This window comes from Pseudonocardia hispaniensis, from assembly GCF_042658695.1.
GTDB classification, from domain to species: domain Bacteria; phylum Actinomycetota; class Actinomycetes; order Mycobacteriales; family Pseudonocardiaceae; genus Pseudonocardia; species Pseudonocardia hispaniensis.
The window spans coordinates 308026-325863 of sequence record NZ_JBHSQW010000035.1 but is presented as its reverse complement, the minus strand read 5'-3'; the positions used below and the strand labels follow the sequence as shown (position 1 = coordinate 325863).

Sequence of the window (17838 nt, the reverse complement as noted above, 5' to 3'; positions counted from 1 at the left end):
ACGCCCAGCCCCCAGGCGGCCCGCTCCGCGGGTCTGACCCAGAATGTCTGTGATTCCACCCTCGACCGGAGGACGACCGTTCTCATGCCAGGCTCATCCGGCACCACCCCGACGCAGGTCCACGACGTCATGGAGCCCGCCATGATCGACGTGCCTGCGCGCACCGGCGCCGCAGCGCCGGTGGTACCCCCCGAGCCGACGGCCCGGCTGGTCATCCAGCGCGGTCTGTGCTGCGGCCCCTCGGCGCTGGTCCCGGAGGACCTCTACGCGGTGGTCGAACGGGGCATGGCGCGCCGCGAGCGGCACCGCGTCGAGTTGGCCCCGGGCAGCCACGTCAGCACGAACACCTACTTCGGCCGCGTCCACGCCACCTACTGGCAACGCTGGACCGACGTCACCGATGTCGAGGTCTCCATGCGCGCCAACGGATCCGGGCGGATCCGGGTGCTGGCCTCGGACACCAACAAGGTGTGGCGGATCGTCGCCGCGCACGATGTGGCCGACGCCCAGGACAGCACCGTCCGGCTGAGCGCCCCCATCGACCGGTTCCTCGACGGCGGCGGGCTGTGGCTGGAGTTCACCACCGAGACCGGGGAGCTCGCCGTCTCCGACGTGCGCTGGACCGTCCCGGCACCGTCGGCCGTGCGCCCGGCATCCGTGGTCATCTGCACCTACAACCGCGTCGAGGACTGCCTCAACACCCTGCAAGCCCTCGCCGACGACCCGGAACCGCTCGCGACCGTCGATCTGATCTACGTCGTCGACCAGGGCAGCGACCCGGTCGAGTCGCGGCCCCGGTTCGCCGATGTGGCGGCGCGGCTCGGCGGCCGGCTCCGCTATGTCCGCCAGCCGAACCTGGGCGGGGCGGGCGGGTTCACCCGAGGGCTGTTCGAGGTCGCGGGCGCCGGCGGCGAACCCGTTGACGTCGTGTTCATGGACGACGACGTGCTGCTCGAACCGGAGATCCTCATCCGGCTCACCGCGTTCGCCAACCGCACGACACATCCCATGATCGTCGGCGGACAGATGCTCAACCTACTGCATCCCGGCCACCTGCACATCAGCGCGGAGTACGCCGATCCCGAGCGGCTGCTGGTCGGGTTACCGATGCCCGACGCGCTCAAGGAGGCCTACCTGCTGGGCCTCGACGAGCGCCAGCTGCCGACCGTGCAGGACCGGCGGGTGGACACCGAGTACAACGGCTGGTGGTCCTGCCTGATCCCGACGGAGATCATCGCCGCGATCGGCTACCCGCTGCCGCTGTTCTTCCAGTGGGACGACGTCGAGTTCGGGTACCGGGCGCGGGCGCACGGTTTCCCGACGGTCGCGCTGCCCGGCGCCGGGGTGTGGCACGCCGACTTCGGATGGAAGGACTGGGACGAGTGGCACCGGTACTTCAACATCCGCAACGGTCTGATCACCGCGGCGCTGCACACCGGGTTCTCCGTCAAGCGGATCGGCCGCCGGGTCGGGCAGCTTCTCGCCCAGTACCTGGTCGGGATGCAGTACGGGCTGTCGGCGACGTTGCTGCAGGCCGTCGAGGACTTCCTCGACGGCCCGGAGATCCTGGATGACGGTTCGGCCGCCGCCGCGGCGCGGATTCGGACGATCCGGGCGTCCTACCCCGAGACCGTGATGCACCCGATCGCCGAGATCGACGACGACTTCCGCGACCTGCGGGTGGTGCGGGCGGCCAACCCGCCCGGCAAGGAGCGTCTGACCTGGCTCAAGCGGGCCGTGTATCACGCGACCGGGCGCTCGGTGCACCGGACCGGGATGGTGCCGGCCGGCGACGCGCACTGGTGGCATGTGTCGAACTTCGAGCGCGCGGTCGTCACCGACATGTCCGAGCAGGGCATCCGGATTCGCACCCGCGACCGCGCCCTGGCCCTGGAGCTGACCAAACGCGGCACCCGGGTGCTGCGCAGACTCGCCACGGAGGGCCCGGCCGTGGCCGAGCGCTACCGGGCGGCGGCTCCGCGGCTGACCAGCCGGGCGAACTGGGCCCGGCTCTACGGCCTGGCCGAGCCGCCCGCCCCGCGCGCTACGGAGCCATAAGGTCGCTGCCGACCGCTCGTTCACCGCGTCAGGGAGCCATCGTGCGCTCCGGACCCACCCCCTCGACGCGTTATGGAGCCATCACGTGGTCGAGAGGGCGGCGGCGGACGGCGTCAGGCCTCGAAGATCTGTCGCCAGCCTTCGCGGCCGGTCAGCTCCGGCTGGGCCTCCCGGTAGCGGCGACGCAGCTCGGGCCAGGACTTGCCGATCTCCCGCAGCTGCCCCATCGACCGGCGCAGCTGCGAGACGAACAGTTGCCGGTCCCGGCGGCGGAACGTGACGCCTCGACCGTCCGGGGTGGTCACGGTCGCCGAGTCGAGCCGGGACAGCACGAACCACTGCGCCTGGCGCGAGGACACGTTGCGCTGAGGCACCGTCTGCTCCGCGGGTTCGGACGGGCGCAGATTGTGCAGCACGCCCTTGACCAGCCCCTTCGCGATCGCCACCGTGCCGACCGGGGGTTCGGGGAACATCTGCGCGGCCATCTCGTCGAGCTGCGAGAGCGGAACCTCGGTGGCGGAGTCGAGCGGGCGACCGTCGTCGTACTCGGCACGCTTGGCCCGGATCTCCCCCAGCACCACCGGCAGCTTCGGGAACAGCGCCTCCGGGCCGGCCAGGAAGTCGCGCAGCGCCATCTCCTGCAGCGCCACCGCCGAGTACTCCATGAGCAGCAGATGCCGCAGGGTGCGCTTGAGCGTGTCACGCAGCAGGGCCTTCGGGTCCTCGGGTCCGTGCAGCGCCGCCGCGACGAATCGGTTCCGGTAGTGGAAGTAGGCCTGCCAGTCGCTGGTGTCGTCCTTCTCCAGGAACGACATGTGCCAGATCCCGATGCCCGGCACGGTGGCCGTGCGGTAGCCGCGGGAGCGGGCGCGGAGCCCGTACTCGGCGTCGTCCCACTTGATGAACAGCGGCAGCGGCAACCCGAGATCCTCGGCGACCACCCGCGGGATCAGGCACATCCACCAGGCGTTGTAGTCGACATCCACGCGGCGGTGCAGCCACGACGTCTGACGCAGCGTCTGGTCGGCGAAGTCGTGATGCGGCTCGGTCTGGGGGGCGTTGCGCCACAGGAATGCGTTGCGGTCGACGACCTCGCCCATCGTGGACAGCTGCGAGCGGACCTGCAGCGACAGCATCTGACCGCCGACGAGCATCGGCTCCCGGGCGAACCGGGAGAACGCGACCGCCCGCAGGATCGAGTCCGGCTCGAGCAGGATGTCGTCGTCCATGAACAGGATCTGCTCGCAGTCGATTCCCGACCCGTCCGCACCGTACAGCGCCTCGTACATGATCCGGGCGTAGCCGCCGGATCCGCCGAGGTTGGGCTGGTCGATGATCCGCAACCGGCCGCCGAGCCGGGCCGCGGCATGCTCGTAGCCGTCCTCGTCGCGAACCTTCCGCGTACCCTGGTCGGGCAGGATCACCGCCGTCACCACGTCGAGGACGGCCGGGTCCTCGCCGATCGCGGCGAGCGTGGCAACGCAGTCGGCGGGCCGGTTGAACGTCGGCATCCCGATCGTCACCGCGGCCCGGCCCGGCGCCTCCTGCGGCGCGTACCAGCCACCCTCGCGCACGACGAGCTCGTGGTCATCGGTGGTGAGGTCGAACCAGTACCAGCCGCCGTCCTCGAACGGGTGCAGGTCGAGCGGCAGGTCGACGTCGTGGCGGCCGGGCTCGGCGAGCAGCTCGCCGCAGACGTAGATCTGCGTGCCGTCGGCCTTGGTGCGGTACACGTCGACTCGCCCGGCGCCCTCCAGCGACAGCCGCAGCCGCACCTCGGTGAGGATCGACCAGCGCCGCCAGTAGCCGGCCGCGAACGCGTTGAAGTAGGCGCCGAAGGACACCTCGCTCTGCTCGGGGACGACCGCCGTGGTGCGCGAGGTGACGCGCAACCGTCTGCCGTTCGCGGCGGAGACCGTCAGCGCCATCGGGGTGCTCAGCCCGTCGGGATCCGGCTCGGTCGGCGCGAGCCGGGTGGCGGTCCGCTCGTCGACGTAGAGGCTGCGCACCCGCACCGGGTCGGCCGGGCGAGGCAGGATCACCCGCTGCAGCAGGCTGCGCGGCTGGGCGGGCGGTTGTCCGAGATCCGGCCGCGGGTTCGGCGCGGGACGGGCGGTCTCGGTGGCGACGTCGGTCATCAGGTGGTGTGCCTCAGTCCTCGTGGTCGCTGATCGGATCGTGGCGGTGGGTGCTCACTCGTCGGCCGACTCGGTCCCGGACAGCGGCCGGCCCTCGACGAAGAAGGGCCGCAGCCGGTTCTCGAACATCGTCAGTGCCGAGCCGATCGCCATGTGCATGTCGAGGTATTTGTAGGTGCCGAGACGGCCGCCGAACAGCACGTTCTGCTCCGCGGTCTCCTTACGGGCACGTTCCCGGTAGCGTTCGAGCTTCGCGCGGTCGTCGGGGGTGTTGATCGGGTAGTACGGCTCGTCGCCGGACTTGGCGAACCGCGAGTACTCCCGCACGATGACCGTCTTGTCCGTCGGATAGTTCCGCTCCGGATGGAAATGCCGAAACTCGTGAATCCGGGTGAACGGGACCTCGATGTCGTTGTAGTTCATGACCGAGGTGCCCTGGAAATCGCCGGTGTGGCGCAGCACCTCCTGCTCGAAGTCCAGGGTGCGCCAGCCCAGCGCCCCCTCGGCGAACTCGAAGTAGCGGTCCAGCGGCCCGGTGTAGACGGTCGGGATCCCCGCGGGCAGCTCGTCACGGACGTCGAAGTAGTCGGTGCCGAGGCGTACCTCGATGTCGGGGTGCTGCGCCATCCGCTCCAGCCAGGCCGTGTAGCCGTCGACCGGCAGGCCCTCGTAGGTGTCGTTGAAATACCGGTTGTCGAAGGTGTAGCGGACCGGGAGCCGGGTGATGATCGACGCACTGAGCTCGGTCGGATCGGTCTGCCACTGCTTGGCGGTGTACCCCTTGACGAACGCCTCGTACAGCGGGCGCCCGATCAGCGAGATCGCCTTCTCCTCGAGGTTCTGCGCGTCGGCGGTGGCGATCTCGCTGGCCTGCTCCCGGATCAGCGCCCTGGCCTCGTCCGGAGTGTGCGATCGGCCGAAGAACTGGTTGATCAGCGCCAGGTTCATCGGGAACGTGTAGACCTGGCCCTGGTACCTCGCGAACACCCGGTGCTGGTAGCCGGTGAACGCGGTGAACCGATTGACGTACTCCCACACGCGCGTGTTCGAGGTGTGGAACAGATGCGCGCCGTAGCGGTGGACCTCGATCCCGGTCTCCGGCTCGGCCTCGGAGTAGGCGTTGCCGCCGATATGCGGGCGCCGGTCGAGAACCAGGACCTTCTTGTCCAGTTCGGTGGCGGCGCGCTCGGCGATTGTCAGCCCGAAGAAACCGGAGCCGACCACGACCAGATCGAAGCCCGTGTACGTCACGACACCCGAGGGTAGCGGCGGTGAGTCCGGGGCCGAGGTCCACCCGCTCGCTATGCTGCGGGCGCAGTACCTCCCGTTCGGACGTCTGGTGGTGTCGTGGTCTCAGCGCAGCTCGCGCATGCTGCGTGGGTCGTGTTCGTGTACCTCGGCATCCTGTGGGTGCCCGGGCTCGCGCTGGCGCACGCGCTGGGCGCCCGGGGGTGGACGCTCATCGGGTCCGCCCCGCTCGTGACGTACGGCGTGGCCGGCTTCCTGGGACCGCTGGCCGCCCTCGCCGGAGTTCCGTGGTCGGCCGCGACCTATCTCGCGGTGACCGCGGTGCTGGTGCTCGCGGCCGTCGGGACGAGACTGCGGAGGTCACGGGCTCCGGGTTCTGCCCTGGTTGCCTGGTCGACCGCGGCCCATCTCGGGGTAGCCGGGGTACTCACCGTGGCGGCCGCGGTGGGTGGTGCCGTGATCGCCCGCGCGATGAGCGACCTGAACGCCGTCCCGCAGGACTGGGACGCGGTCTTCCACGCGAACGGCATCCGCTACCTCAGTGACACCGGTGACAGCAGCCTCTACGGCATGTCGACGGTGAACTGGTTCGAGCCGGGCACCGCGGTCTTCTACCCGAATGCGTACCACCTGCTCGGCGCCGTGGTCTACCAGCTCACCGGGGCGTCGATCCCCGCCGTCCTGAACGCCCACACGCTGCTCATCCCGGGTCTGACGGCGCTCGCGCTGGTCGTGTTGATCCGCCGGTTCGGTGGGCGGGCGGTGCTCGCGGGGGGTACCGCGATCGTGGTGGTCAGCCTCAGCGCGCTGTACGACATGCTCTGGCGCGGGCCGCTGCTGCCCTACGCGACGGCCGTGGCGCTGACGCCGCTGGTCGTCGTCCTGCTCCGCGATCTCGTCGACGCGACCGGCGTCGGGGACCGCGTACGGTGCGGCGGGCTGGTGGCCGTCGGCCTGGCCGGCCTCATCTGCCTGCAGCCGGCTTCCCTGTTCGGCGCCGTCCTGTTCGCGCTCCCCGCATTCGGGCAGCGCTGGTGGAGCCGGCCGCGACTGGTCGTGTCCGATGTCCCGCTGGTCATCCTGGCCGGGATCGCCGCAGCCGTGTTGACGGTGCTGCAGCTGACCGCTGGGTTGGGCAGCGCCGGGGATCTCGACGCCATGGACTGGCCGGCCGATCTCGGGCCGAAACAGGCGCTGGGCGAGTTCCTCACGTTCAGCCACGGAGCGGCCAGCCCGCAGGTGTGGATCGTCGTCGCCGTCCTCGCCGGGCTGCTGACCTACCGCAGGCTGGGTGATCTGCGCTGGATCGGGGTGGTGGCGGCGGCGTTCGGCATGCTGTTCCTGATCGCCGCCTCCTCCGACGCACCCTGGGCGAACTCGATCACCCGGTTCTGGTGGAACGACCGGTGGCGCCTGATCGCACCGGCCGCGATCGCGCTGGCCCTCATCGCCGGGAACGGGTTGGCCGAGACCCAACGATGGAGCGTCGCGGCCGCCGGACGGCTGCGCCGCCGCGACCGGGCCGGCCCGTCCCGAAGGTTCGTGACCGCGGGGCGCGCAACCGTCGCCATCAGCGTGCTCGCGGCGTTCGCGGTCCTCACCGGGGGGCTGTATCTCAACCGCAACACGACCCGGATGGCCGTCAGTTTCGCGCCCGGGCCCGCGCTCACCCCCGACGAGGTGGTCGGCCTGCATGTGCTTGCCGAGATGGCCGGACCCGGAGCACGGGTGCTCAACGACCGCGGCGACGGGACGGCGTGGATGTACGCGTTGACCGGGCTGCATCCCGTGGCCGGGCATTACAACGCGGCCAACGTGGGGCCGGAGGCCACGCTGCTTGCCGAGCGGTTCAACCAGTACCCCCGCGATCCCGCCGTGCGCGCGGTCGTCGGCCGGCTCGGGATCCACTACGTCATCCTCAGCAGGAGCTTCCTGCGCCCATGGGCGCACCGCCAGCCCGGGCTCGTCGGCCTGGACGACGCGTCCTGGCTGGAGCGCGTGTACCAGAACTCCGATGTGGTGATCTTTCGGATCACGCCGGACGCGGCGGCCGGGTCCTCGGGCGACTGAGGCGAGTAGCGACATGATGTGGACGCGCGGATAGTGCAAGGTCAGCGCGCTGGGCACGGCCGCGGCGCGTTTCCCGGTGATACCGAGGATGGTGCCGGATCCGGCCGCTACCCTCGTCCCCCATGGACTGGGATCAGTACGCGCGGACCTACCCCCAACTCGACGACAAGGTCGCGGTACCCCCGCTGCTGCAGCGGGCCATGTCCGGGTCCTCGGGCTCTGCGCTCGATCTGGGATGCGGCGAGGGCGCGTTGCTGACCTTGCTCCGCGACGCCTTCGGCCACAGCTGGGAGCTGTCCGGGTTCGAGGTGAGTCCCACCCGCGCCGAGGCTGCGCGCAGCCGCGGTCATCATGTCGCCCTGGACGAGGGCGCGACCGTACCCTTCCCACCCGGCTCGTTCGACCTCGTCATCTCCACTCACGTGATCGAACACGCGCCGGACGACCACGCGTACGCCCGCACGCTGCGCGAGATGGCGAAGCCGGGTGGGCTGATCTATGTCGAGACACCGGTCAAGCTCCCGGGGGCGTGGTACTTCCGCCGGAACCCCCAGGCGGGCTGGGTGCTCGATCCCACGCATCTGCGCGAGTACCGGTCGGCCGCGGCGGTGAACGAGGTTCTCCGCTCAGCTGGCCTGGAGATCCTCGACGAGGACCTCACGAAGATCGTCTTCCCGCTCGCCGCGGCCGAGCGGTTGGTCCGTCGGATGCTGCACATCCCGCCGCAGACAACCCAGCACCTGGATGGTCTGCGCGCCACGGCTGTCCCGATCCCTCGCTATCGTCAGCAAGCGGTGCTGGCCCGTCGGCCCACCTAGGCATACGGAACGCCGGCCGCCGGATCAGCCCACGGCGCCGGGCCGCCACGCGTCCCAGGCGCTGGCCACGATGTCCGTCAGGCCGAAGCGGGCCTTCCATCCCAGGGTGGATGCGATCCGGGAGACGTCCGCGACGACCGACGCCGGATCGCCCGGTCTGCGCCCGACCACGCGATGCGGCACCGGACGGTCGAGCACTCGCTCGACCTCGGCGAGCATCTCCAGCACGCTCACCCCGGTGCCCCGGCCGACGTTGAACGCCCCGGCCCGCAGCAGCCCGTTCTCCAGCCCATCGGCCGCCGCCCGGTGGGCGTCGGCGAGATCCTCCACGTGCACGTAGTCGCGCACACACGACCCGTCCCGGGTGGGCCAGTCGCCGCCGAACACGTCGGTCACCTGTCCCCGCTCGACGTTGCGCAGGACGATCGGCAGTAGGTTGGACACCCCCCGATCCGCCAGCGTGGCCTCCGCGGCGCCCGCGACGTTGAAGTAGCGCAGCGCCGTCCAGGTCATCCCGTGCGCCTCAGCGGTGCGTCGCACCAGCCATTCGGCGGCGAGCTTGCTCTCCCCGTAGGGGCTGCTCGGAACGGTGGGATGGTCCTCGGTCATCAGCCCGGCCTCGCTCGCACCGTAGACCGCGGCGGTGGAGGAGTAGAGCAGGTGACGCACGCCGGTCCGCACCGCGGCCCGCAGGAGCGCCACGGTGCCGGTGACATTCTGCTCGAAGTAGTACAGGGGTCGCTCGACCGACTCCGCGACCGCCTTCTTGGCCGCGAGGTGAACGATCCCGGTCACCCCGTGCCGGGCCATGGCCGCGGCCAGGACGTCGTCCCCGTCGAGGAGGCTCGCCTCGACGAGGGGCACACCGCTGACCCGCTCCCGTAGACCGGTGGACAGGTCGTCGAGGACGACGACCTGTCGGCCTCCGGCCCGCAGGGCACGCAGCACGTGCCCGCCGATGTAGCCGGCTCCCCCGGTGAGCAACCACGTCACCGACGACCACATCCCGGGTACGGCCAGGCTCGGGTCGGTTCAGGCGTCCCGGCCGCGCTCCACGAAGGCGCCATCGCCTCCCGTGATGCGCCCAAGGGGCGATCGGTCATCAGGGTTCCTTCGGGTCGGGGCCGGGTGGCTGCTGTGGCGGAATCTGCGCGCGGCACTAGCTCAGCATCCGGCCGACCATCGCCCGGGCGCTGGCCAAATCGCGCGCCGCTGCCATGTCGACCGCCACCTTCAGTGCGTGGAGCCGGGAGAAGACGTGCAGCTCGGCCGCGCGGGCGGCCCGGGTCCAGCCGCGCAGCCGTAGCTGCGAGGCGATCTCCCGGAAGTACCGCTGCTCCTGGTCGTAGCGCCGGCCGTCGCGGGCCCGCGTCGACGAGTCGCTCGCGCCGTGGCGCCGGTACCGGAAGGCCGGTGTGGGGTCGATCGCAATCCTGCCGCCGTCGAGCAGGAGATCGACCACGAACGCGAGATCGTGGATCGCGTCGATGCCCTCGTGGAAGGGGATGTCCGTCACGGCCGCGGCCCGGTAGGTCAACGACGGTGTGTACAGCCAATTGCCCGCAAGCAGGCTGCGCACACCCGCCTCACCTTCGATGGATCCCCGGGAACGGGCGCGGGCGCTGATGACCCGCTTCACCCGGTCGGCCAGGCTGTCACCGGCACCGCCGTTCTCGTCGATCACAGTCACGCCCGGTTGCACCGCCACCACCGACGGGTCCCGGAAGTGGCCGGACACGATCTCGACGTAATTCGGCTCCAGCAGATCGTCGGCGTTCATGGTGCAGAGCAGCTCGCGGCGGCCCAGCCGGGAGCACTTGTAGGTGTTCCCGTTCGGTCCGAGCCGTTCGAGGTTGCGGAGATACTCGATGCGGCTGTCGCCCAACGACGCCAGATGGTCGGCGACGACCCTGCCGGGATAGCCGTCGTCCACCACGGTGAGTTCCCAGTCGGTGACGGTCTGCGTGCGGACGCTGTCGACCGCGTCGATCAGGTACCCCGGATCGCCGTAGTACGGGATCACGAAGTGGATGCTCACGAATCCCTCGCAGGGGAGTGCTCGGACTGGCCCGCGGTCACCGCTGTGACGACCGGGTCGGACGCGGAGAGCAGCCCGCGGTCGCGGTTGACGATCTCGGCCTCGCGGATCGCGAGCGTGCGGGCCAGCTCGGTGAGCTGCCGCTCCACTCCCTGGAACCGCAGGTAGGTGTTGAGCATCGCAAGCAGGAACACCACGACGAGCGCGTAGAGCAGCAGGTCCGTGCCTCGCCCGACCCCGAACCAGTTCGCGACGGCCGTCAGGTCGTCGGGCCGGAGGATGGCATAGAAGTTCACCAGCGCGAACAGCACCAGGCCGATGCGCTTGCCTGCCTGCATCCGGACGCCATGGCGGCTGCGGACGAAGACGACGAGCAGCCCGGAGATCGTTATCAACAGGAATATCTGGATGAGCACGTCTTCACGCTCCCCGTTGGCGCACCGACAGATCGAACAGGACGTTCACCCCGTTCACGAGCGACTGGCCCTTGCTCATCGAATAGTCGGTGTAGAGGACGGACACCGGCATCTCCGCCACGCGCCACGAGGATCGCGAGAGGTAGGACACGATCTCCGATGCGTGCGCCATGCGGTTCATGCTGATGCGGAACTCCTCCACGACGGGCCGGGTGAAGACCCGCAGGCCGTTGTGTGCATCCGTGAGGTTCAGCCGCCGCGACGCGGGGCTCAGCGCGGCGATGCACCTGAGCACGAGCCGTTTCAGCACGAGCACGGTCGCCGCGCTTTCGAGAAACCGGGAACCGAGCACCACATCGGCCTCACCGGAACGGGCCTTGGCCACCATGTTGAGCGCGTCCTCCACCCGGTGCTGACCGTCCGCGTCGAAGGTGACGAAGTACTGCGCGCCCGAACGGGCACAGGCGTAGGTCAGGCCCGTCTGCAGCGCGGCCCCCTGGCCGAGGTTGATCGGGTGCCGCACCAGGTGTGCGCCGGTGGATGCAATCGCCTCGGCCGAACCGTCCGAACTCCCGTCGTCCACGCAGACCACATTGGGAAAGGTGCGCAGGATTTCCTCGACCACCGACCCGATCACTGTCTGCTCGTTGAAGACGGGCACGACGATCCATACGTCGTCGACGCCTCGCGGGATTGGCATTCGGTTCTCCGGTCGTCGGGACTGATGAGATGAGGGTATCCGCGCCCGTCGCGGCAGTCCGACCGGTGCGTACGCGCTCACTGCGCCGACGCGCTCCGGACCCGGCCGACCGCCCTTGCGGTGCCCACGGCAGCCCAGATCGTGACGACCGCCGGCCCGAGGAGCTGCGCCGCCAGTGCGCCACCGATCGGATCCGGCGAGACGAGCAGCACGGAGAGGAAGGCGACGGACCCCACGACCCACGAGACGATGACCGTCCGCTGGGCGTCGAGGGCCACGAGGGCGGCCTGGAAGGTCAACGCGGCCATCATGCAGATCGTGGCGGCCGCAAGGAGCGCGACGTACGACGCGGGCGGTCGCTCGGCCGCGTTGAACAGCACCTGCACCGCCCATGGACCGAACATCGCGGCGAGCAGGACACCCACCACACCCAACGCGGCCAGCGCGGCGAGCGCGCGGACCAGATGGCGCCTGAGCAGGTCGGCGCGCCGGGCCGCCACCGCGCGGGCGAGCGCGGGGACGAGGAGCGCCTGAACCGGTGAGAAGAGGAACAGCGGTACCCGTGCGGCGACGAACGTGAGTGCGAACACGCTGGCGACCACGGTGTCCGGCATGCGGAACGTCACCACTACGGGCCCGAGGTTGGCCATGACCTGCATCAACAGTCCCGCCGCGACGAGCATGGCCACCGAACGGCCCGCGCGGGCCACATGGGATCGGGCCGACGACCCAGGGGCGAACCTCAGGACCGGTGCCAGCGCCAGACCCGCGACCAGGGCGCCCAGCGCGAAGGCGAGGGCATACCAGGTCGGCTGTCGCACGGCGAAGGCCAGCAGGACGACACCGGGAAGCAACCGCGCGACACCCTCGAGATAGAGGGTCAGCGCGTACGGTCGGAGCCTCTTCTGCCCGCTGAGGATGCCCCGAACCCAGTACATGACCGCGGCGCCCACAGCGGCGACCACCACGGCGAACAGAAGGCCGGTGTGCCCGGCGAGCACCCGGCTCAGCACCGGCGGCCACAACAACAGCAGCACCGCCGCGACCACGACGGTGACGACGGCAGCAATCCGGCCGGTCCGTACCGCCACCTCCCGGGTCGACCCGCCCTCGCCGCGGGCAGCGGTGACGGCCCGGCTGGTCTCCTGTTCGACGGCGAAGAAGACGCCGGGCCCGATGATATTGATGAGGAAGTACACCGAGGTCAGCGCGCCGATCTCGGCGGCGTACAACGGGGCCGGAAACATGTGCCCGACGACGACCACGAAGGCGTAGCCCGCGAGGCCGACCGTCACCAGGCCCAGGGCGAGGTGCGTGGCGGTACCCGCCCGCCGGGACGAAAGGTTCCGGGGGAGCCCGGTTCCCTTCCGGCCGCGGACGGTGTTGCTCATACCGACGACCCGCCGTCACCCGTAGACGGCCAGCACCAGCGTGCCGATCCACACCGCGGCCAGCACCTGCAGCACCCGGTCGCCCAGCGCGATCTCCTCAGGCTCCCCACCGTTGCCGCCGTCCACGTCGACGGAGTACCGCAACACCGCGACGACGAAGGGCACCATCGAGATGACCGACCACACCGAGCTGTGGTGCGCCTCGCGGATCTCGAACGCCCACAGGCCGTAGGTCATGATCAGCACAGTGGCCGAGAGCGCCCACACGAACCGCAGGTAGGAGGCCGAGTAGCGCTCCAGCGACTTGCGGATCTTCGCACCGGTCCGCTCGGCCAGCATCATCTCGGCGTAGCGCTTGCCCGCCACCATGAACAGCGAGCCGAATCCGGCCGCGAGCAGGAACCACTGCGACAGCGGGATGTCCGCCGCCGCGCCCCCGGCGATCGCCCGCAGCAGGAATCCGGACGCGACGATGCAGATGTCGAGCACCGGCTGGTGCTTGAGCCAGAGGCAGTACGCCACCTGCACCCCGATGTACACCGCCACCGTGATCAGCAGCGGTATCGACGCGAGCAGGCTCAGCGCGAGCGCCCCGAGGAACAACACGATCGCGACGGCGATGGCCAGCCGCACGGGCACGGCGCCGGCGGCGATCGGCCGGTTGCGCTTGGTCGGGTGCGCCCGGTCGGCCTCGACGTCGTTGACGTCGTTGACGAGGTACACCCCGGACGCCGCGAGCGAGAACGCGGCGAAGGCGATCGTGAGCTTGACCGCGATGCTGCCGCTGAACAGGTCACCGGCCGCGAACGGCGCGGCCAGCACCAGGACGTTCTTCACCCATTGCCGCGGGCGCATCGTCTTGAGCAGGCCGCCGACCACGCCGGTGGCGCTGCGCACCGGCGCCTCCGCCTGAGCCGCGTCCGTGCTGGTCATCGAGACACCCCCCGCAGACGGCCGAACCGGCGCGAGCCGAGCGCGACGATCGCGCCGAGGGCCGAGCCGACCACCACGTCGCTGGGGTAGTGCACCCCCAGAACCAGCCGCGACAGCGCCATCGAGGGCACCAGCGCAGCGACGAGCGGGCGCCCGAGGAGCCGGCCGTACAACATCGCCGCCGCCGTGGTGGACGTGGCATGCGCGGACGGGAAGCTCAGCCTGCTGGGCGTGCCGACGAGCACCCGCACCGACGGGTCCTGCGGCCGGGTCCGGCGGACGACGCGCTTGACCGCGATCGACGCGCCGTGCGCCACGGCCACCCCCGCGGCGGCGGTGAGCCAGTCCCGGCGGCGGGGGCGGTCGACAACCGCACCGAGCAGCCCGACCGCCAGCCACCCCGCCGCATGCTCACCGAACAGCGACATCCCGCGCGCGACACGCACGAGCGGCGGCCGCGCCATTGCGCCCTGGACGACGCTGAGGGCCCGGACCTCGAAAGCACGGTCGGTTTCGGGCGGAGGCGGCGGACCGGGGACCGGCGCGGAAATCGGATGCCCGGACGGGGCTGGGACGGCGAGACCATGTCGGACGGCGGGCTCGGCCACGGTGTAGGGCCTCCTGAGCGCCTGCGCGAGCGACGGCGGGCGCGGTCGTCGGTGGGTTCCGTCGGGCGATGCTACGCGGGAGAGGTCAACGCCTCGCGACCCCGTGCCGGGCGGCCGCGAACGGTCTCAGAACCAACGCTCCAGAACCAGCGCGAGCCCGTCCTCCTCGTTGGACGCGGTCACCTCGTCGGCGACGTCGAACAGCACCGGGTGAGCGTTGCCCATCGCGACCCCGTGCCCGGCCCAGCGCAGCATCTCCAGGTCGTTGGGCATATCGCCGAAGGCGATGACGGCCTCGTTCTCGATCCGCGTCTCCTGTGCGACCTCGGCCAGCCCGGTCGCCTTGGTGATCCCCGGCGGCGAGGCCTCGACCAGCCCCCGGGGGTTGGAGAAGGTGAGATCGACCGCGTCGCCGACCAGCGGGCGCAGCGCCGCGACCATCTCGCCGCTGGTCATCTCCGGTACCCGGATCAGCAGCTTGACCGCGGGGCGGGCCAGCAACTCCGAACGCGAGACGCTGGCGTTGTCCGGGTTGGGCCAGGCGTGCTGGTAGTCGGGTTCGGCGACGAACTGCGCCGCCACATCGTCGAATGCGCCGGTGCCCACCCGCTCGACCGCGAGCCCGCATCCCGGCAGCGCCTCGGCGGCCGCGGCGGCGAGATCGGCCAGCGTTCCCGGCGGGATCTGGTGGGCCCACCGCACCCGGTCCTCGACCGCGTCGTAGAGCACGGCACCGTTCGCACAGACCGCGAGGCGGACCACTCCGAGTTGCGCGACGACCGGCGGAATCCACCGCGGCGGGCGCCCCGTGACCAGCACGAACCCGACACCGGCCGCCGTCAGCCTGCCGACCACCGCCGCGGCCCGCACACTGACCCGCTCGTTGTTGTCGAGCAGGGTGCCGTCCACGTCCGTGGCTACCAACCGAGGTGCCTGCACTCCTAACGCCGTCCGCCGATCATGTCACCAGGATACGTGGTTCCGCGCGGGCCAGCCGGTGCCTGCGGATCGCGGAAATCCAGCGACTCGGTCGCGGAAATACCCCGACTCGCGGGCTAGATGATGGCGACGGCGACGACGAGGCCCAGCGCCAGATGCGCCGCCCCGACGACGAAGGCCTGCGGCTTGACATCGGGTGCCGCGAGCACCGCCCCGATGTCGATGCCGGTCACCCACTCCAGCAGCCGGACCGCCGCCACCTGCGCGACGATGCCGACGAAGCCGAAGATCAGAGCCGCGAGCAGGCCCTCGGCGAGCGCGCCCGAGGCGCTCCAGATGGCCGTCACCACGATGAACGCCATGCTCACCATGCCGGCCGCGGTGACGATGATGGAGTTGGGCAGCCCGGCCCGGACCATCCGGTTGAGCTTGCCCGGCGTCGTCAGGTCGATGGCGTAGAAGCCGAGCAGCATCAGCAGCAGCCCGATCAGCGCATACAGCAGGATCGCGCCGACGCCGCGGCCGACGTTGGCGAAGTACCCCGGCACGAGGGCCAGCAGGGTCGTCACGGTGATCCTCCAGGTGTGGGGAGCGTCAGGAGTTGGGGATGCGGTGCGGGACGAACGCCGCGCCGTCGTCGGTCACCAGCCCCACCGTCTCGCGGATGCCCAGCCCGGCCGAGGTGTCCCCGACGATCCAGGCGCCGAGCGCGGGCCGGAACCCGTCGAACTCCGGCAACGGGTCGAACAGCTGGTAGACGTAGCCTTCCTCGCCGTACACGCCGCCGGTGGCGACCTCGCTGCCCGGCGAGACGATCGAGATGTTGGCGCCCTCCCGCCCCAGCCGCGGCTTGCGGACGTACTCGGTGAGCAGCCCGGGGTCGTCCAGGTAGGCGGGCAGCAGGTTGGGGTGGCCGGGGTACATCTCCCACAGCACCGCGAGCAGCGCCTTGTTCGACAGCAGCGCCTTCCACAGCGGCTCGAGCCACAGCGTCTCGGGCAGGCTGCGCACCACATGCTTGCCGAACTCGTCGGTGAGCACCCACTCCCAGGGGTAGAGCTTGAACACCGTCGACATCGGGGCTTCCTCGAGGTCGACGAACCGGTCGAGCGCGGCGTCCCAGCCGATGTCCTCGATGGCCAGTCCGACGGTGTCGAGACCGGCCTCGGCGGCCGTCTCCTGCAGGTAGCCGACGGTCAGGTGGTCCTCGCCCGTGGTGTCCGAGCTCGACCAGGTGAAATACACCTCGGAGCTCGGCAGCCCGCCCCGAATCTCCGCCCAGCGCTCGACGAGCTTCTCGTGCAGGGAGTTCCACTGGTCGTCGCCGGGATGGGTGTCCCCCAGCCAGTGCCACTGCAGGATCGACGCCTCCAGCAGCGTGGTCGGCGTGTCGGCGTTGTACTCCAGCAGCTTCGCCGGGCCGCCGCCGTCGTAGCGCAGGTCGAAACGCCCGTAGATGTGCGGGTCGTGGCGGCGCCACGAGTCCGCGATCTTCTGCCAGGACCATTCGGGCAGCGCGAAGTCGCGGAACCGCTCGGTGGTCACGACGTGGTCGACGGCCTCGAGGCACATCGAGTGCAGCAACTCCACGTCGGCCTCGAGCGAGAGGACCTCGTCCATCTCGAAGACGTAGTGCACCGACTCGTCCCAGTACGGTCGGGCGGCGCCACCGACCCCGCGCCCCGGCGTCCCGTACACCATGCCCTGCTCGGCGACCCGCTTCTCCCAGTCCGGGCGCGGGGCCCCGGTCTCGCGACGCATCTACGACCCGCTCTTCGATCCGCCGCTGGAGACCCCGAGGCCGCCACGCGAGATGGTCTTCCCGGACGGTGTCTTCACCGTCGCGTTCCTCGGCTGCGCGGTGCTGCCGCCGCTCGCCACCTGGCCGATGCTGCCGGTGCCTCCGTAGTTGTAGTGGTACTGCCGGCCGCCGGCGCCGATGAAGATCGGGAAGAATCCGCCGCCGGAGTGATAGGTGGTGCTCGACGCGGGTGTCACGCAGTTGCTGTCGTCGACGACGACATTGTTCTCGTCGACGCAGCGCGCCTCGACGCTGCGCCCCGAGTTCGCCACGGAGTAGCCGACGGCGATGAGCGCGACCACGCCCACCGTCACCCCGGTACCGATGAGGACGCGCTTGCGCTTCGTGCGACTCGCCGTGTCCGCGGCGAGCTTGGCGGCGGCCTCCTCGCGGGCGCGGCGCTCGGCCTGCTGGCGCGCCCGGCGTTCGGCGAGCGTGGGTTCACGGGGGACGGTGGTCTCGTCCTGGAAGCGCATCCGGCCGGGGCGCTCGGGCTGGTCCTGCGGTCGGTCGGACGGCAGCTCGCCACCCGGGCCGTTGCGCTCGTCGCTCTCGCTCATCGCTCACCCCCAGGCGCGCACGCTACAGCCCGGGTGGACGCGACGAAACGGAGGTCGCTCGCAGCACCGGAGCGACCGATGGCCGCCGGAACCGCCACCACCGACGGACCTCGTTCGAGG

Annotated in this window: 16 protein-coding genes; 3 read left to right on the top strand and 13 right to left on the bottom strand. The window is 70.6% G+C overall.

The window, feature by feature from the left end; genetic code table 11:
- The first annotated feature begins 84 nt into the window (after positions 1–84).
- Positions 85–2058 (top strand): glycosyltransferase, encoded by a 1974-nt coding sequence (locus ACFQE5_RS18585; RefSeq protein WP_379586728.1) that lies wholly within the window; start codon positions 85–87, stop codon positions 2056–2058.
- Positions 2059–2171: 113 nt separating this feature from the next.
- On the opposite strand, the gene ACFQE5_RS18580 is transcribed toward ACFQE5_RS18585, so the two are convergent.
- Together ACFQE5_RS18580 and glf are read right to left on the bottom strand one after the other, a co-directional pair.
- A complete protein-coding gene (locus ACFQE5_RS18580) occupies positions 2172–4196 on the bottom strand; it encodes a glycosyltransferase (protein ID WP_379586726.1) in 2025 nt (674 codons plus the stop codon).
- Positions 4197–4250: 54 nt separating this feature from the next.
- The gene (glf, locus tag ACFQE5_RS18575; RefSeq protein WP_379586724.1) at positions 4251–5447 is read right to left on the bottom strand and encodes a UDP-galactopyranose mutase; all 1197 of its coding nucleotides are present in this window, start codon (positions 5445–5447) and stop codon (positions 4251–4253) included.
- A 96-nt stretch (positions 5448–5543) separates the two neighbouring features.
- On the opposite strand from glf, the gene ACFQE5_RS18570 reads away from it, so the two are divergent.
- Positions 5544–7514: a DUF6541 family protein gene (locus ACFQE5_RS18570; protein ID WP_379586723.1), complete on the top strand. Its 1971-nt coding sequence runs from the start codon at positions 5544–5546 to the stop codon at positions 7512–7514.
- Between the two features lie 122 nt (positions 7515–7636).
- Positions 7637–8332, top strand: a complete 696-nt coding sequence (locus ACFQE5_RS18565; RefSeq protein ID WP_379586721.1) for a class I SAM-dependent methyltransferase — start codon at positions 7637–7639, stop codon at positions 8330–8332.
- Positions 8333–8356: 24 nt separating this feature from the next.
- Here the strand turns inward: ACFQE5_RS18565 and galE are convergent, their stop codons facing one another.
- From galE to ACFQE5_RS18510, 11 genes are all read right to left on the bottom strand, one after another.
- The gene (galE, locus tag ACFQE5_RS18560) at positions 8357–9325 is read right to left on the bottom strand and encodes a UDP-glucose 4-epimerase GalE (RefSeq protein WP_379586719.1); all 969 of its coding nucleotides are present in this window, start codon (positions 9323–9325) and stop codon (positions 8357–8359) included.
- Between the two features lie 166 nt (positions 9326–9491).
- Positions 9492–10370: a glycosyltransferase family 2 protein gene (locus ACFQE5_RS18555; protein WP_379586718.1), complete on the bottom strand. Its 879-nt coding sequence runs from the start codon at positions 10368–10370 to the stop codon at positions 9492–9494.
- Positions 10367–10786, bottom strand: coding sequence for a DUF2304 domain-containing protein (locus ACFQE5_RS18550; RefSeq protein ID WP_379586716.1), 420 nt, complete (start codon positions 10784–10786; stop codon positions 10367–10369). The genes ACFQE5_RS18555 and ACFQE5_RS18550 overlap by 4 nt, the downstream gene beginning before the upstream one ends.
- A gap of 4 nt (positions 10787–10790) precedes the next feature.
- Positions 10791–11486, bottom strand: a complete 696-nt coding sequence (locus tag ACFQE5_RS18545; RefSeq protein ID WP_379586714.1) for a glycosyltransferase family 2 protein — start codon at positions 11484–11486, stop codon at positions 10791–10793.
- Between the two features lie 77 nt (positions 11487–11563).
- The gene (locus tag ACFQE5_RS18540) at positions 11564–12877 is read right to left on the bottom strand and encodes a hypothetical protein (RefSeq protein ID WP_379586712.1); all 1314 of its coding nucleotides are present in this window, start codon (positions 12875–12877) and stop codon (positions 11564–11566) included.
- A 15-nt stretch (positions 12878–12892) separates the two neighbouring features.
- The gene (locus tag ACFQE5_RS18535) at positions 12893–13810 is read right to left on the bottom strand and encodes a decaprenyl-phosphate phosphoribosyltransferase (RefSeq protein ID WP_379586710.1); all 918 of its coding nucleotides are present in this window, start codon (positions 13808–13810) and stop codon (positions 12893–12895) included.
- Positions 13807–14274 carry a phosphatase PAP2 family protein gene (locus ACFQE5_RS18530; RefSeq protein ID WP_379586708.1) on the bottom strand — a complete coding sequence of 156 codons (468 nt, stop codon included), beginning with the start codon at positions 14272–14274 and terminating at the stop codon, positions 13807–13809. Before ACFQE5_RS18530 ends, ACFQE5_RS18535 begins: the two co-directional genes overlap by 4 nt.
- A gap of 270 nt (positions 14275–14544) precedes the next feature.
- Positions 14545–15357 (bottom strand): HAD family hydrolase, encoded by an 813-nt coding sequence (locus ACFQE5_RS18525; RefSeq protein ID WP_379586707.1) that lies wholly within the window; start codon positions 15355–15357, stop codon positions 14545–14547.
- 116 nt (positions 15358–15473) lie between these two features.
- The gene (locus ACFQE5_RS18520) at positions 15474–15926 is read right to left on the bottom strand and encodes a DUF350 domain-containing protein (protein ID WP_379586705.1); all 453 of its coding nucleotides are present in this window, start codon (positions 15924–15926) and stop codon (positions 15474–15476) included.
- A 25-nt stretch (positions 15927–15951) separates the two neighbouring features.
- Positions 15952–17118, bottom strand: a complete 1167-nt coding sequence (locus ACFQE5_RS18515) for a glutathionylspermidine synthase family protein (protein WP_379586703.1) — start codon at positions 17116–17118, stop codon at positions 15952–15954.
- Positions 17119–17718, bottom strand: coding sequence for a hypothetical protein (locus ACFQE5_RS18510; RefSeq protein WP_379586701.1), 600 nt, complete (start codon positions 17716–17718; stop codon positions 17119–17121).
- Positions 17719–17838 lie beyond the last annotated feature (120 nt).